The sequence below is a fragment of the Caldimonas manganoxidans ATCC BAA-369 genome (assembly GCF_000381125.1).
Classification (GTDB): domain Bacteria; phylum Pseudomonadota; class Gammaproteobacteria; order Burkholderiales; family Burkholderiaceae_C; genus Caldimonas; species Caldimonas manganoxidans.
The window spans coordinates 14,977-29,277 of sequence record NZ_KB905947.1 but is presented as its reverse complement, the minus strand read 5'-3'; the positions used below and the strand labels follow the sequence as shown (position 1 = coordinate 29,277).

Genomic DNA, 14,301 nt, shown 5'->3' with positions numbered 1-14,301 from the left:
GATCCTCACTCCCCTTGTCGCTTCTTCCGCGGCCGCCCGGCCAAGGCCCGGTCGAACAGGGCGTTGGGCAAGACGCGCAGCAGCTTGGCCACCAGGCCCATCTGCCAGGGAATGACGCGGTAGCTCACCCCGGCCTCGATGGCCGCGTAGGCGCGATCGGCAAAGTCCTCGGCGCTCATCAAGAACGGCATGGCGTAGCGGTTCTCGCGCGTCAGCGGCGTGTCGATGTAGCCCGGCAGCAGCGTTACCACCGGCACGCCATAGGGCCGCATCTCGCCGCGCAGGCTTTCGCAATAGTTCACCACCGCCGCCTTGCTGGCGCAGTAGGCGCCGTGGCCGGGCAGGCCCCGGATGGCCGCCACACTGGCGATGCCCACCAGGCGGCCGCTGCGGCGCTGGCGCAGGCCCTCGATGAAGGGATGAAAGGTGGCCGCCAGCCCCAGCACATTGGTCTCGAGGGTGGCTCGCATCACCTCCAGATCGTGGAAGATGGCCGTGTCCATGCCCACGCTGATGCCCGCATTGGCGATCACCACCTCCGGCAAGCCCTGGCGCTCGAGGCACTGCCGGCCTGCCGCGACGATGGCCTGCACGTCCCGCACGTCGGCGGCATGGACCACGCAGTCTTCGGCCGTCCAGCCCTGCGAGCGCGCCCAGGCCTCGGTGTCGGCCGCACGGCGCGCCACCAAAGCCAGGCGCCAGCCCGCTCGGTGGTAGCGCAGCGCCAGTGCCTGGCCAATGCCGCTGGATGCGCCCGTGATGTAGGCCAGCGGCCGGCTCATGAAGCCGCCCCCGCACGCCGTGTGGGCGGCAACACGCCTTGCACCCCGCCGCGCAGCTCGAGCACGCGCCGGGGATGGTCGTAGATCAAGCTTTGTCCAGACAACTGCATGCCTCCTTGCACCAAGGTGACGGGACGATCGGAGACCACTCGTTGCGCCTCGACGAAGAACAGCAGTTCCTCGCCGCGCAGCTCGGTGGCTTGGTCCCAAGGTGGGCCTGCCGGGTCGGCCCCAGGCTGGCGCAGCACCCGAGCCCCGCCGAGCAGGCGCACTTGGCTGCCGTCTCCTTCGGCCTGGGCCTGGCTTGCCGTGGCCACCGTGACACGGCCCTGCGCATCGGTGTGGCGCAAGCGCACCTCGTCGATTTCGAGCCGGTCGGTGTCGGGGTAGTGACGCAAGGTGCGGCCTTCCAGGCGCAGCTCCGGCAGACCGACCCCGCGGTATAGCTGCACGGAAAATCGTTCCATCACGTAGTCGGGATCACGGCGCGGCGGGGCGTCCGGGCTCGGGGTCTCGGGCACGGGGGTGCTGCGCACCAACCAGTACGTCAGGCCGGCCAGTACGGCCATCAGCACCAGCGGCAGCGAGGTCATGATTTGGTCCACCGCCTGGATCCAGCGCGACCGCGGCGGCACCCCTCCCGAGGCCGGGACTTTGAGGCGGCCCAAGCCGGTGGCATGCGGCTCGGTCGAACCGGCGCGGCTCATTCACGCGCCGGCGGCCGCTCGGCCGTCGTCCAGGGTGTGCAAATGGCCCTCCAAGAGCCGGGCGTAGTGTCCACTGGCCATCAGCAACAGGTCACAGAACTCACGGGCGGCGCCTTCGCCGCCGCGCAAGGCACACACATGGTCCGCCACGGCCTTGGCCTCGGCATGTGCATTGGCCGGCGCGCAGGCCCAGCCAGCGCGCACCATCAGCGGCAGGTCGGGCCAGTCGTCGCCCATGACGGCCACCTCATGCCAGCCCCAGCCACGTTCGTCCAGCAGCGCCTGCGCCACCGCGAGCTTGTCGGCCACGCCGAAGCGGGCTTCGACGATGCCCAAGTCGCCCAGCCGGCGACGCACCGCCGGAGAATCGCGGCCGGTGATGACCACCGGCTCGATGCCAACGCGCGCCAGCAGCTTGATGCCATGGCCATCGAGCACGTGGAAGGCCTTGAAGGCTTCCCCGTCCTCGCCGATGTACAGCCGTCCGTCGGTGAGCACGCCGTCCACGTCGAAGATGGCCGCGCGCAGGCCTTGGGCTTGCAGCAGCAGCTCAGGCGGTGCCGACAAAGCCGGTCGTAGCTCGCGCCGCATCAGATCACCTTGGCACGCATCAGGTCGTTGCTGTTGAGCGCACCCACCAGGCGGCCGTCTTCATCGACCACCAAAACCGAGGTGATGCGGGCCCGCTCCATCAGGTCGGCCGCCTCCACCGCCAAGGCATCGGCACGCACCGTGCGGGGCTGACGGGTCATCAGCTCGCCGGCGGTCAGGCCGCGCAGGTCGCGGCCTTGCTCGATCTGGCGGCGCAAGTCGCCGTCGGTGAAGATGCCCAGCACCCGGTCGTCATCGTCGACGATGGCCGTGGCCCCCAAGCCCTTGGCCGACATCTCGCGCATCATGGCCGAAAAGCCGGTGTCGGGCCGCACGCGCGGCACGGCTGAGCCTTGGCGCATCACATCTCGCACATGCGTGAGCAGCTTGCGGCCCAAGGCGCCGCCCGGGTGCGAGCGCGCGAAGTCCTCCTCACGAAAGCCCCGCGCATCCAACAAGGCCACCGCCAAGGCGTCGCCCATGGCGATCTGCGCGGTGGTGCTGGCCGTGGGCGCGAGATTGAGCGGACACGCTTCTTGCGCGACCGAGGTGTCCAGCACCACGTCGCTGTGCCGGGCCAGTGTGGAGGCCAGCCGCCCGGTCATGCCGATCAGTCGCACACCCAAGCGCTTGAGCAAGGGCAAGATGGCGGTGAGCTCATCGCTTTCGCCAGAATTGGAAATCGCGATCACCACGTCGGCGGAGGTGACCATGCCCAGGTCGCCATGGCTGGCCTCCGCTGGGTGCACGAACATGGCCGGCGTGCCCGTGGAGGCCAGCGTGGCGGCGATCTTGCGGCCCACATGGCCGCTCTTGCCCATGCCCATGACGACCACACGGCCGCTGCAGCCGAGAATGGTCTGCACGGCCTGCGCGAAGGCTGGGCCTTGGCGGTCGCGCAGGGCCAGCAGGGCCTGCGCTTCGATCTGAAGGGTTTGGCGCGCCAACGCAATGGCTCGATCAGCGTTGTATCCGGGAGCAGACGGGCTAGGCATGGGGACGGGCCGTCGAGGGCATGGCTCGTTTACGATGGGCAGATTCTAGGCGCTGGGCCTGTCTCGCGCCGACCCTTGTGCACACTCACCATGGCCTCCACTCTCGATCTCGTCTTGCTGTATTTGTTGGCCGCCGTGCTCGGCGTGGGGGTGTGCCGCAGCCTGAAGCTGCCGCCCATGCTCGGCTACCTGGCCGTCGGGGTGCTGATCGGCCCCAACGCGATGGCCTTGGCCAAGGATACGGCCGGCATCCGCTACCTGGCCGAGTTCGGCGTGGTGTTCTTGATGTTCGTGATCGGGCTGGAGTTCAACCTGCCCAAGCTCAAGAGCATGCGCCGCCTGGTTTTCGGACTGGGCCTCAGCCAGGTGCTGGGCACGGTGGTGCTGGCCGTGGCCGGCAATGCCGTGCTGGCCTTCGGGCTGGGGCTGCTGGGTCGACCCTGGCCTCTGGCCTGGCCCACGGCGCTGGCCTTGGGCGCAGCGCTGGCCATGTCGTCCACCGCCATCGTGGTCAAGCTCATGGCCGAGCGCTTGGAGCTCGACAGCGAGCATGGCCGGCGTGTGATCGGCGTGTTGCTGTTCCAGGATCTGGCGGTGGTGCCTTTCCTGGTGCTCATTCCTTCACTGGGGGCGGCGGCCGACGCACTGGCGCGCGACCTGGGCCTGGCTTTGCTGAAGGCCGCGGCGCTGCTCATCGTGCTGTTGGCCGGCGGCCAGCGTGTGATGCGCTGGTGGCTGACTCTGGTGGCGCGGCGCAAGAGCGAGGAGCTCTTCATCCTCAACGTGCTGTGGATCACGCTCGGGTTGGCTTGGCTGACCGAACATGCCGGCTTGTCGCTGGCCCTGGGCGCTTTCGTGGCCGGCATGCTGATTGCCGAGACCGAGTACAAGCACCAGGTCGAGGCCGACATCCGGCCTTTCCATGACGTGCTGCTGGGCCTGTTCTTCATCACCATCGGCATGTTGCTGGACTGGCGGGTGGTCTGGGAGCAATGGCCGCTGGTGTTGCTGCTGCTGACCGTGCCGCTGCTGTTCAAGTTCGCTTTCGTGGCCGCATTGGCCAAGCTGTTCGGCGCGCCCCCCGGGGTGGCGCTGCGCACCGGGCTGTACCTTGCCCAGGCTGGCGAGTTCGGTCTGGTGCTGCTCAACCTGGCCACCGAGCGCGGACTGGTGTCGCTGGATCTGCGCAGCGCGGTCTTGGCCGCGATGGTGCTGTCGATGTTGGCAACCCCCTTCATCATCCAGCATGCCGACCGCATCGTCATGCGTTTGTCGGCCAACGATTGGATGCTGCAATCGGTGCAACTCACCAGCATTGCCAAAAAGTCCATCCGCTCCGAAGCCCACGTGATCATTTGCGGCTATGGGCGCAGCGGCCAGAACCTGGCCCGGCTGCTGGAAGCCGAGGGCATTGCGTACATGGCACTGGACCTGGACCCCGACCGCGTGCGCCAAGCCGCAGCGGCCGGTCAAAGCGTGGTCTTCGGCGACGCAGCCCGCTTGCAAAGCCTGGTGGCCGCCGGCCTGTCGCGCGCCAGCGCCGTGGTGGTGACGTACCACGACACGCCCTCGGCGCTGAAGATCCTGCAGCTGGTGCGCCAGCACGCCCCCAAGGTGCCGGTGATCGTGCGCACCATCGACGATGCGGACCTCGAGCGCCTGCGCGCCGCCGGTGCTGCCGAGGTGGTGCCCGAAGCGATCGAAGGCTCCTTGATGCTGGCTTCACATGCGATGGCCTTGGTCGGGGTGCCGATGCGGCGGGTGCTGCGTCGCGTGCAAGAGCAGCGCGAAGCCCGTTACAGCCTGCTGCGCGGCTACTTCCATGGCGCCGACGACAGCGGTGCCGATGATTTGCATACCCAGCGTCTGCAGTCGGTCACCCTGCCCGCCGGCTCGCCCTGGAGCGGCCAGCCCCTGCACCGCCTGGGACTCGAAGCCCTGGACGTGCAGGTGGTGTCGGTGCGCCGCCTGCAGGGGGCGGTGGTGCGGCCAGAGGCACAGCTGGTGTTGCACAGCGAAGACACCCTGGTGCTGTCGGGCCTGCCCGAAGCCCTCGCCCGGGCCGAGGAGCGCTTGCTCGCAGTCTGATGCGCGGTCTGACCCGTGGGCCGGTGTGCGCGCAGGGCGCGCAAAGCCCGCAGCCGCTCGTGGATTTATCCGCGCCGCTGGCGGCAGCGCCCGGATGGCACGACCATCATCGCCGTGCGCCATGCCCGTCGGTGGCCATCAGGCCGACGCCATCCGGCCTGCGGATCAGCCCCGTGAGTGTCTGTGTACAGGAGAGTTCCCATGCTGCAGCGTCGCCAGTTTCTCGCCGGATCGGCCGTCGTCACCCTCGGGGCCCTTGGGGGCCTGGGTTGGGCACCGGTCTGGGCCCAGAACGCGCCCGACTTGGGCCTGCCCGAGCTGCCCAATCCCGGCTTTGCCCGCCTCCGTCTTGGAGAGGTCGAGATCCTGGCCATCAACGATGGCGTGGCCCGGCGTCCCTTGGCCGAGGGCTTCGTGCGCGAGGTGCCCTTGGCGCAGGTCCAGGCCGCCTTGCGCGACGCCGGCCTGCCCACCACCCATGTGGACATCGGCTTCACGGCCTTCGTGGCGATCCTGGGCGAGCGCCGCATCCTGATGGACACCGGCAACGGCCAGTTCGGCGCCCCCACCACCGGCCGACTGCTGGCCCACCTGCAGGCCGCCGGCCTCCCGCCGGATCAAATCGACACGGTGCTCATCACGCACTTCCATGGCGACCACATCAACGGCCTGCGCAACCGCGACGGCAGCACACCTTTCCCCAAGGCCGAGGTATGGGTGCCCGAGGCCGAATGGGCCTTCTGGATGGATGACGCCCGCATGAACGCCGCCCCAGACGCCATGCGCGGCGCCTTTCAGAACGTGCGCCGCGTCTTCGGCCCCATCGCCACTCAAGTGCGTCGCTTCGCGCCGGATGCGGTGCTGATGCCCGGCCTGCGCGCCATCGCCGCCCATGGCCACACCCCGGGCATGTCGATGTTCCAGGTCGAGTCGCGTGGCCAGCGCTTCCTCAACCTGGCCGATCTGTCCAACCTCCCCGCCCTGTTCGTGCGCCAACCGGACTGGGCCGTCACCTTCGACATGGACCCGCAGGCCGCACGCGCCGTGCGACACAAGATCCTGTCGATGGCCGCCCAAGAAGGCGTGACCGTGGGCGGCTACCACTTCCCCTTCCCGGCCTTTGGCCAGCTCCAACGGCAGGCCCAGGGCTATGACTTCAAGCCTGCGCGGACCTGATGCGCAGCCCAAGCGCACCGGCCGCCCATGAAGCGTCGCTTGCTGCTTGGCAGCCTGATGGGCCTGGGCTTCGGCATGGGCCCCGCAGACTTGCGGGCCGAAGCCGCCGCACTGCTGAGCGCCTTGCGTGGTGGCGGCGTGGTGCTGATGCTGCGCCATGCCCGCACCGTGCCCGGTGTGGGCGATCCCCCCGACTTTCGGTTGGGTGACTGCGCTACGCAACGCAATCTGTCGGCCGCAGGCCGCGCCCAAGTCCGGCGCATCGGGCAGACCCTGGCCGCGCATGGCTTGCAACCCCGTCTCGTGCGCAGCAGCGGCTGGTGCCGCTGCATCGAGACGGCCGAGCTGGCCTTCGGCCGTCATGAAGTCTGGCCGGCGTTGCATTCGTTCTTCACCGAACACGACGCGCAGCGCCGCGCCCAAACCGCCGCGCTGCACGAAGCCTTGGCACAGCTGCCTGCCGAAGGCTTCGAGGCCTGGGGCAGCCACCAAGTCAACATCACGGCATTGACGGGCACCTGGGTGGACATGGGCGAAGCCGTGGTGATCCGTGGCGGCCCCGATGGCGGCACAATGCTGGGCCGGCTGCGCCTGGACGCCTGAGCGCAGCAGCTCGGCCTTTGGCCTACTTCTTGCCGTACTCCCCATGGATACCGCCCAATACATCCAGCGCCACATCCGCACCGTCCCCGACTGGCCCAGCCCCGGGGTGCAGTTCCGCGACATCACCCCGCTGCTGCAAAACCCCAAGGTCTTTCGGGTGCTGATCGATCAATTCGTGCACCGCTATTTCGACACCACCGTCGATGTGGTGGCCGGACTGGATGCGCGCGGCTTCATCATCGGCTCGGTGCTGGCCTACGAGCTCAACGTGGGCTTCGTGCCGATCCGTAAAAAAGGCAAGCTGCCCTTCACGACGGTGGAAGAAACTTACGAGCTGGAATACGGCTCGGCCACGGTGGAATTGCACACCGACGCGGTCAAACCCGGAGATCGGGTCGTGCTGATCGACGACCTGATCGCCACCGGCGGCACCATGATGGCGGGCAAACGTCTGCTCGAGCGCCTGGGCGCCAACGTGATCGAGGGCGCGGCCATCGTCGAGCTGCCCGAATTGGGTGGTGGGGACAAGCTGCGCGCCTCGGGCCTGCCGGTGTATACCCTCGTCAGCTTCGAGGGGCATTGAGCGCGGTGGCTCAGGTCATCGGAATGCGATGCGCCAGATTGGCGCGCATGCGAATGGCCATCACCGCACCGGCTGCGCGCAAGACTTCCAAGGCCACCACCGGCATGCGCGCGGCCAGTTCCTCCAGGCGTGGCAAGCGCAAGGCATAGATCACCCCTGGCGTCATGGCCTCGACCGTGGCCATGCGCGGGCCCTCGGCAAACAGCGAGGGCTCGCCCATCACCGCGCCGGGACGCAAGATGGCCACCTTGTTGGCTCCTGGCGCCGCATTGGCCACGAACACTTGCATCGTGCCCTGGGCCAGGAAATACATGGCGCGGTCGCGATCGCCTTGCCGAATCACTTGATCGCCCATGCGCACCTCGTGGCGCGAGAGAAATTGCGTCAGCGTGCGCCATTGATGAGCATCGAGACGCGGCCGGAAGGCGTCCTCGGCATTGAGCGATTGCACTGCCTGGATCAGCTCCTGGGCTTCCATCTTCTTTTGTCCTTCCTGGGTCGGCTGTGCCGACGATGCCGCGCCCACACGCGCGGCATCGCGGCTTGAAGCATCCCATTATGGGCCGCAGCCCCAGGGCTCACAATGCCGCCCCCCGCAGGCAGGGTGGACGGCGGCGTAGCGGCGCGACCTGACACAATTTGGACGCCGCCGGAATCTTCGCTACTTGCCGATGCAGAACTGACGGAAGATTTCTCCCAGCAGCTCGTCGGGCGTCATGCGCCCGGTGATGTCGCCCAGCGCGTCGTGGGCCAAGCGCAGCTCCTCGGCCAGCAAATCCAAGGCGGCATCGGCAGCCAGCGCATGGGCCTGCGCCTGCTCCAGGTGCTCGGCCGTGCGGCGCAAGGCGCGCAGGTGGCGTTCGCGCGCGATGAACACCCCTTCGGGCTGCGCCTGCCAACCCACTTGCTCCAACAGCAAGCGGCGCAGTGCCTGCAGGCCCTCGCCGGTCTTGGCCGACACCGCCACATGGGGCTGCGGCAGTCCAGCAGGCAAGCGCTGAGCATCGAGCTTGTTGTAGACATGCACCACCCTTGCCCCCGGAGGCAAGCGCTGGCCGATCTCGATGTCGCCGGCGTCATAGTCCGCTTGCCCCAGGCGCGTGAGGTCGTGCAAAAAAAGCACCACGTCGGCCTGGGCGATCTCGCTCCAACTGCGCGCAATGCCGATGCGCTCGACCTCGTCGGTGGCTTCGCGCAGGCCTGCGGTATCGACCACATGCACCGGCACGCCCTCGATCTGGATCGTCTGACTGACCTTGTCGCGAGTGGTCCCCGGAATCGGCGTGACGATGGCCAGCTCCGCGCCAGCCAGGGCATTGAGCAGCGAGCTCTTGCCCACATTGGGTTGGCCGGCCAGCACCAGCCGCATGCCTTCGCGCAGCAAAGCCCCTTGGTGCGCCTGATCCAGCAAGGTCTGAAGCGCGCTGCGAATGCCTTCGAGCTGGCCACGCGCATCGGCTTTCTCGAGGAAGTCGATCTCCTCCTCGGGAAAGTCCAACGTGGCCTCCACCAGCAAGCGCAAACGCACCAAGCGCTCGCGCAAACCTTCGACCTGCTGCGAGAACGCACCGGCCAGCGAGCGGCCGGCCGAACGCGCGGCCGCCTCGGTGCTGGCTTCGATCAAGTCGCTCACCGCCTCGGCTTGGGCCAGATCGAGCTTGTCATTCAAAAAGGCCCGCTCGGTGAACTCGCCGGGCTCGGCCAAGCGCAGGCGGGGCAAGACCTGCGCTGCCACATCCAGACAACGGGCCACCAGCAACTGCAACACCACCGGGCCGCCATGGGCCTGCAGCTCCAACACGTCCTCGCCGGTGTAGGAATGCGGCGCCGGGAAATACAGCGCCAAGCCATGGTCGATGGGCTGACCCTGCGCATCGGTGAAGGGCAGATAGTGCGCATGGCGTGGCACGAGCGAGCGGCCCAGCAAGGCCGGCACGAAGCTCGAAAGATCGCGCCCGGACACGCGCACGATGCCCACCGCCCCGCGTCCGGGAGCCGTGGCGATCGCCAAGATCGGGTCTTGATGACGAGACAGCATGGCCCCCATTGTGAGCCCAACAAACGCCAACGCCCCGCGGCGCAGACCCCGGGGCGTTGGCTTCACACCGTCAGCGGCTTCAGTCCTTGGACGGGAACTTCAGCTCCAGCACGCCGAGCTTCTTGTTGATGTACCACTGTTGCGCAATGGACAGCAGGTTGTTCGTCAACCAGTACAGCACCAGACCGGCCGGGAAGAAGAAGAACATCACCGAGAACATCAGCGGCATGATCCACATCATCTTGGCCTGGATCGGGTCCGGCGGCGTGGGGTTCAACCACGTCTGCAAGAGCGTGGAGGCCGTCATCAGCAGCGGCAGGATGTAATACGGGTCCTTGGCCGAAAGATCCTGGATCCACAAGATCCACGGCGCGTTGCGCATTTCCACCGACGACAGCAACACCCAGTACAACGCGATGAACACCGGGATCTGGATCAAGATCGGCAAACATCCCCCCATGGGGTTGACCTTTTCCTCGCGATAGATGCGCATCATCTCCTGCTGCATCTGCTGCGGCTTGTCCTTGTAGCGCTCACGCAGCTCCGTGATCCGCGGGGCCACGGCCTTCATCTTGGCCATCGAGCGATAGGCGCTGGCATTGAGGCCATAGAAAGCGGCCTTGAGCAGCACCACCAAGGCCACGATGGACCAGCCCCAGTTGCCCAGCAGGGCGTGGAGCTTGTCCAGCAGCCAGAACAAGGGCTTGGCCAGGATGGTGAACCAGCCGTAGTCCTTCACCAATTCCAGCCCGGGCGCCAGCGCGGCGAGCTTCTTCTCCTCTTGCGGGCCGACGAACAGCGTGGACTCGACACGGTGGCTCTGGCCGGCGGCCATCGGCGGCAGCGGCACCACCATGGCAATCGAGTACAGGTTGTCGCTCACCTTGGCGGCGCGGAACTCCCGCATCATGCGGTCGTGTCCCGGCACATTGAGCAGCCAGGCCGAGGCGAAATAGTGCTGCACCATCGCCACCCAGCCATTGTCGGCCGGCTCGGCCGTGCTGGCCTTGCCGCGCTCGATGTCCTTGAACTCCACCTTGTGGAACTTCTTCTGCTCGGTGTAGAGCGCCGGACCGGTGAAGGTGAAGTAGAAGGACGACTCGCCCGGGGGCGGGTTGCCATCGCGCACCAGCTGCAGATACAGCTGCGGCTCCAAGGTTTCATCGGCGCGGTTGATGATTTCATGGCGCACGCCGATGGTGTACTGCCCCCGCTGGAAGGTGTAGGTCTTGACATACTGCAGCCCACCGACCACCGGCGAGCTCAGCTTCACCTCCACACGGTCTTGCCCATCGGCCAAGCGACGCGGCGTTGCATCATCCACCGAAAAAGCCGTGAAGTGGTTCGGAAAGCTGCGACCGGCCTGGATCAAGCCCGTCTGCGCCAGATAGACCCGCTGGGCCGACTGGTCCATCAACACCACGTTGCGGCGGCGGTCCTCCTGGTCGGCGTAGTGCAACAACTCCAGGTAACTCAGCGTGCCGCCCTGGGTATCGATGCGCGCCTTGACCACGTCGGTGACGATCTCCAGCTGCTGCGACGCGGCGCTGCTGGCCGCTGGCGCCTGGGTGGCGATGCTGCCGGAGGCGCCCGCTTGCGCTGGCGCAGGCAATGCGGCGGCCGACGCGGTGCCCGACGGGGGCGGCGCCGAGGCGGCCTTTTGTTGGGCCACCGGCGTCGGCGAGAACATCGACGGCCGGCCGGTGTGCTTGTTCCAAGCATCCCACAGCAGGATGAGGGACATCGAGAACACCACCCACAGGATGGTGCGGCGCATATCGGTCATGGAGACGACTCGCTGTTGGAAGAGGAGCAAGGGGAGGAACGAGACGGCACGTCCGGGGCACGGCCAGCCTCGACGAGGCGGGTGAACCAGGGGGCCGACCGGGCCGAGCCTGCCCAATGGCGTTCGGGCACGGGGTCGTGCCCGCCCACGCACCCAGGATGGCAGCGCAACAAGCGGCGTGCGGCCAAATAGCTGCCCTTTACCGCGCCATGGCGGTCCAAGGCTTGCCAGGCGTATGCCGAGCAGCTGGGCTCGAAACGGCAGTCGCCCCCGATCCAGGGGCTGAACAACACCTGGTAGGCACGCACCAAGGCCTTCAGGAGGGCCGCAATCATCCCGCCCTCCCGGCCCGCTGTCGCACCGCCGCCTGCATCAGGGCATCGACCTCGCTGCGCACCACACGGCGCAGCGCTTTGGAATCGGCACTGGGGAATCGTTCGCGATCGAAGGCGGCGCGCAGACGCACCACCCACATCCCGCCGGGCAAGGCAGGGGCATGGCGCGCGAAAGCCGCGTACATCTGCCGCTTCAACAGGTTGCGCGTGACCGCACGGCGGGCCCATCGCTTCGGAATCACCACGCCGACGAGCAGCTCGCGGGCCGCTGGTCGGAAGACATCCACAGGCAGCGCCCCCTCGGGATGCCCTCCTGTTGACAACTCGTCCGACAACTCGTCCGTGTTCGGCAGGTGATGCAGCACGAAATGTGGGCTGCGCGCTGCGATGGCCGAGGCACCCGCCCCCAGCACCCGCTCGAAATCGGCACGGCGCGACAGCCGCACCAGACGGGTCGAGGCTGCAGGCAGGATCAAGCCGGCGTTCGCCGCGCCGCCGGGATCAGACGGCCAGGCGCTTGCGGCCCTTGGCGCGGCGGGCATTGATGACCTTGCGGCCACCCTTGGTCTTCATGCGCACCAGGAAGCCGTGCGTGCGTGCGCGGCGAACCTTGGAAGGCTGATAAGTACGTTTCATGATCGGATCCTCTCGGAGAATTCCGCCCGGGCCGAACAGCCTGGCGACACATCAACACCTCTGCAGAGCCCAGGCCCGGCCAGGGCTTGGGGTTTCCCGGCACCGGACATGCCTGCGGCAGCTTCACGAAACGCCCAACCGACCCGGGATAGACCGATCAAGCCCCCCGATCAAGCCGCAGAAACGCTCCCAAGAAGCGCTCTGAGCCCCTCCTGTGGACTCTGTAAGCGCGAAGCGTCTCACACGCGTCTCGAGCAGGCCAACGAAAGTGCGGGAAACCCTCAATTACACCAAATGCAAGTTCGTCGGTCAATGGACCCTGCGCACCGACCCTGGAGGACCGAGGGGTGGATTCGAAGTCATTTTCTGTGGATAAGTCGTCCGTGCACGGCCGTGCAAGGCTAGAATCCGGCGGCTCTAGAAGAAAGTTTTCCACAATTCCATGAGCTCCGACTTGTGGCAGCGCTGCTGCGAACGACTCGCCGCCGAACTGCCCGAACAGCAATTCAACACCTGGATCCGGCCTCTGCCTCCAGCCCTGCTGACACAGGGCGAGGCCGGGCCAGTGCTGTCCGTGCGCGTGCCCAACCGCTTCAAGCTGGATTGGATCCGGGCCCAGTACGCCGCCCGCATCCAAGCCCTGCTGACCGAATTGCATGGCCAGCCGGTGCGCTTGGAGCTGTCGCTGGCCCCCCGGGACCCGATGCCGACGCGGCCGGTGGCGGCCGCATCGGCCCCGACCGCGACCCCAGCCGCCCCGGCGATGAACGGCGCGGTGGCCGCCAGTCCGGCCGTTGCCGCCCCGCCGCCGCCCCAGCCCTCGCGCCACCGCCTCAACCCCAGCCTGACCTTCGACACCTTGGTGCCTGGCCGGGCCAACCAGATGGCCCGCACCGCCGCGCTGCACGTGGCCGGCGCCCCGGGCCAGATGTACAACCCGCTCTTCATCTACGGCGGCGTGGGCCTGGGCAAGACCCATTTGATGAATGCCGTGGGCAATGCCTTGCTGGCCGACCGGCCCGACGCCAAGGTGCTGTACCTGCACGCCGAGCAATTCATCTCGGACGTGGTGAAGAACTACCAGCGCAAGACCTTCGACGAGCTCAAGGCCAAGTACCACCAGCTCGATCTGCTGCTGATCGACGACGTGCAGTTCTTCGCCGGCAAGGACCGCACCCAGGAGGAATTCTTCAACGCCTTCGAGGCGCTGCTGGCCAAGCGTGCCCACATCGTCATGACCAGCGACACCTACCCCAAGGGGTTGGTGGACATCGACGAGCGGCTGACCAGCCGCTTCGACTCGGGCCTGACCGTGGCCATCGAGCCTCCCGAGTTGGAAATGCGCGTGGCCATCCTGATCAAGAAGGCCGAAATGGAAGGCGCGCAAATGCCCGAGGACGTGGCCTTCTTCGTGGCCAAGAACGTGCGCGCCAACGTGCGTGAACTCGAAGGCGCACTGCGCAAGATCCTGGCTTATTCACGGTTTTCCCACAAAGAAATCAACATCGCGCTGGCCCGTGAAGCCCTCAAGGATCTGCTGTCGATCCAAAACCGGCAGATCTCGGTGGAGAACATCCAAAAGACGGTGGCCGATTTCTACAAGATCAAGGTCGCCGACATGTATTCCAAGAAACGGCCGGCCTCCATCGCCCGGCCCCGCCAGATCGCGATGTACCTGGCCAAGGAACTCACGCAAAAGAGCCTGCCCGAGATCGGCGAGCTCTTTGGCGGACGCGACCACACCACCGTGCTGCATGCCGTGCGCAAGATCGGCAGCGAGCGCAGCAAGAACACCGAACTGAACCAGCAGCTGCACGTGCTGGAGCAGACCCTCAAGGGCTGAGCGCCCACCCTCTTTTTTTTCCGTTCGACTGCCACAAGGGGAACACTGTTGTCAAAGCACAAAGCTGGGGACAAGTTTCGAACAAGCCCTGTATTGTCCACAGGCTGGCGTGTCTGCGCGAAGTTGTTGTCACTTCGC

The 14,301-nt window shown here is 66.9% G+C and carries 15 protein-coding genes; 5 read left to right on the top strand and 10 right to left on the bottom strand.

Features of this window, described 5'->3' with window-relative positions:
* Positions 1–5 precede the first annotated feature (5 nt).
* Genes F615_RS0111065 through F615_RS0111050 form a run of 4 tightly spaced genes read right to left on the bottom strand, consistent with a single transcriptional unit; the run spans position 6 to position 3,075 of the window.
* Positions 6–782 carry an SDR family oxidoreductase gene (locus tag F615_RS0111065; RefSeq protein WP_019561252.1) on the bottom strand — a complete coding sequence of 259 codons (777 nt, stop codon included), beginning with the start codon at positions 780–782 and terminating at the stop codon, positions 6–8.
* On the bottom strand, positions 779–1,489 hold the full coding sequence (gene lptC / locus F615_RS0111060; RefSeq protein WP_019561251.1) for an LPS export ABC transporter periplasmic protein LptC: 711 nt from the start codon (positions 1,487–1,489) through the stop codon (positions 779–781). Before lptC ends, F615_RS0111065 begins: the two co-directional genes overlap by 4 nt.
* Positions 1,490–2,080 carry a KdsC family phosphatase gene (locus F615_RS0111055; protein ID WP_019561250.1) on the bottom strand — a complete coding sequence of 197 codons (591 nt, stop codon included), beginning with the start codon at positions 2,078–2,080 and terminating at the stop codon, positions 1,490–1,492. It lies immediately after the preceding gene.
* Positions 2,080–3,075, bottom strand: a complete 996-nt coding sequence (locus F615_RS0111050; RefSeq protein ID WP_026330247.1) for a KpsF/GutQ family sugar-phosphate isomerase — start codon at positions 3,073–3,075, stop codon at positions 2,080–2,082. The genes F615_RS0111055 and F615_RS0111050 overlap by 1 nt, the downstream gene beginning before the upstream one ends.
* Before the next feature lie 90 nt (positions 3,076–3,165).
* Here F615_RS0111050 and F615_RS0111045 point away from each other — a divergent pair, with 90 nt between their 5' ends.
* From F615_RS0111045 to F615_RS0111030, 4 genes are all read left to right on the top strand, one after another.
* A complete protein-coding gene (locus F615_RS0111045; protein ID WP_019561248.1) occupies positions 3,166–5,163 on the top strand; it encodes a monovalent cation:proton antiporter family protein in 1,998 nt (665 codons plus the stop codon).
* A 201-nt stretch (positions 5,164–5,364) separates the two neighbouring features.
* A complete protein-coding gene (locus tag F615_RS0111040; RefSeq protein ID WP_019561247.1) occupies positions 5,365–6,339 on the top strand; it encodes an MBL fold metallo-hydrolase in 975 nt (324 codons plus the stop codon).
* A gap of 27 nt (positions 6,340–6,366) precedes the next feature.
* A complete protein-coding gene (locus F615_RS0111035; protein WP_019561246.1) occupies positions 6,367–6,942 on the top strand; it encodes a histidine phosphatase family protein in 576 nt (191 codons plus the stop codon).
* 43 nt (positions 6,943–6,985) lie between these two features.
* A complete protein-coding gene (locus F615_RS0111030; protein WP_019561245.1) occupies positions 6,986–7,525 on the top strand; it encodes an adenine phosphoribosyltransferase in 540 nt (179 codons plus the stop codon).
* A 10-nt stretch (positions 7,526–7,535) separates the two neighbouring features.
* Here the strand turns inward: F615_RS0111030 and F615_RS0111025 are convergent, their stop codons facing one another.
* The 6 genes from F615_RS0111025 to rpmH all read right to left on the bottom strand — a co-directional run bounded on the left by F615_RS0111025 (position 7,536) and on the right by rpmH (position 12,320).
* On the bottom strand, positions 7,536–8,003 hold the full coding sequence (locus F615_RS0111025) for a cyclic nucleotide-binding domain-containing protein (protein WP_019561244.1): 468 nt from the start codon (positions 8,001–8,003) through the stop codon (positions 7,536–7,538).
* Positions 8,004–8,186: 183 nt separating this feature from the next.
* On the bottom strand, positions 8,187–9,563 hold the full coding sequence (gene mnmE / locus F615_RS0111020) for a tRNA uridine-5-carboxymethylaminomethyl(34) synthesis GTPase MnmE (RefSeq protein ID WP_026330245.1): 1,377 nt from the start codon (positions 9,561–9,563) through the stop codon (positions 8,187–8,189).
* Between the two features lie 79 nt (positions 9,564–9,642).
* Positions 9,643–11,349, bottom strand: a complete 1,707-nt coding sequence (gene yidC / locus F615_RS0111015; RefSeq protein WP_026330244.1) for a membrane protein insertase YidC — start codon at positions 11,347–11,349, stop codon at positions 9,643–9,645.
* Positions 11,346–11,684, bottom strand: a complete 339-nt coding sequence (yidD, locus tag F615_RS0111010) for a membrane protein insertion efficiency factor YidD (protein ID WP_019561241.1) — start codon at positions 11,682–11,684, stop codon at positions 11,346–11,348. Before yidD ends, yidC begins: the two co-directional genes overlap by 4 nt.
* A complete protein-coding gene (locus tag F615_RS0111005) occupies positions 11,681–12,160 on the bottom strand; it encodes a ribonuclease P protein component (protein ID WP_019561240.1) in 480 nt (159 codons plus the stop codon). The genes yidD and F615_RS0111005 overlap by 4 nt, the downstream gene beginning before the upstream one ends.
* Positions 12,161–12,185: 25 nt before the next feature.
* On the bottom strand, positions 12,186–12,320 hold the full coding sequence (gene rpmH, locus F615_RS0111000) for a 50S ribosomal protein L34 (protein ID WP_019561239.1): 135 nt from the start codon (positions 12,318–12,320) through the stop codon (positions 12,186–12,188).
* 442 nt (positions 12,321–12,762) lie between these two features.
* On the opposite strand from rpmH, the gene dnaA reads away from it, so the two are divergent.
* Positions 12,763–14,163, top strand: coding sequence for a chromosomal replication initiator protein DnaA (gene dnaA, locus F615_RS0110995; protein WP_019561238.1), 1,401 nt, complete (start codon positions 12,763–12,765; stop codon positions 14,161–14,163).
* Positions 14,164–14,301: the final 138 nt, after the last annotated feature.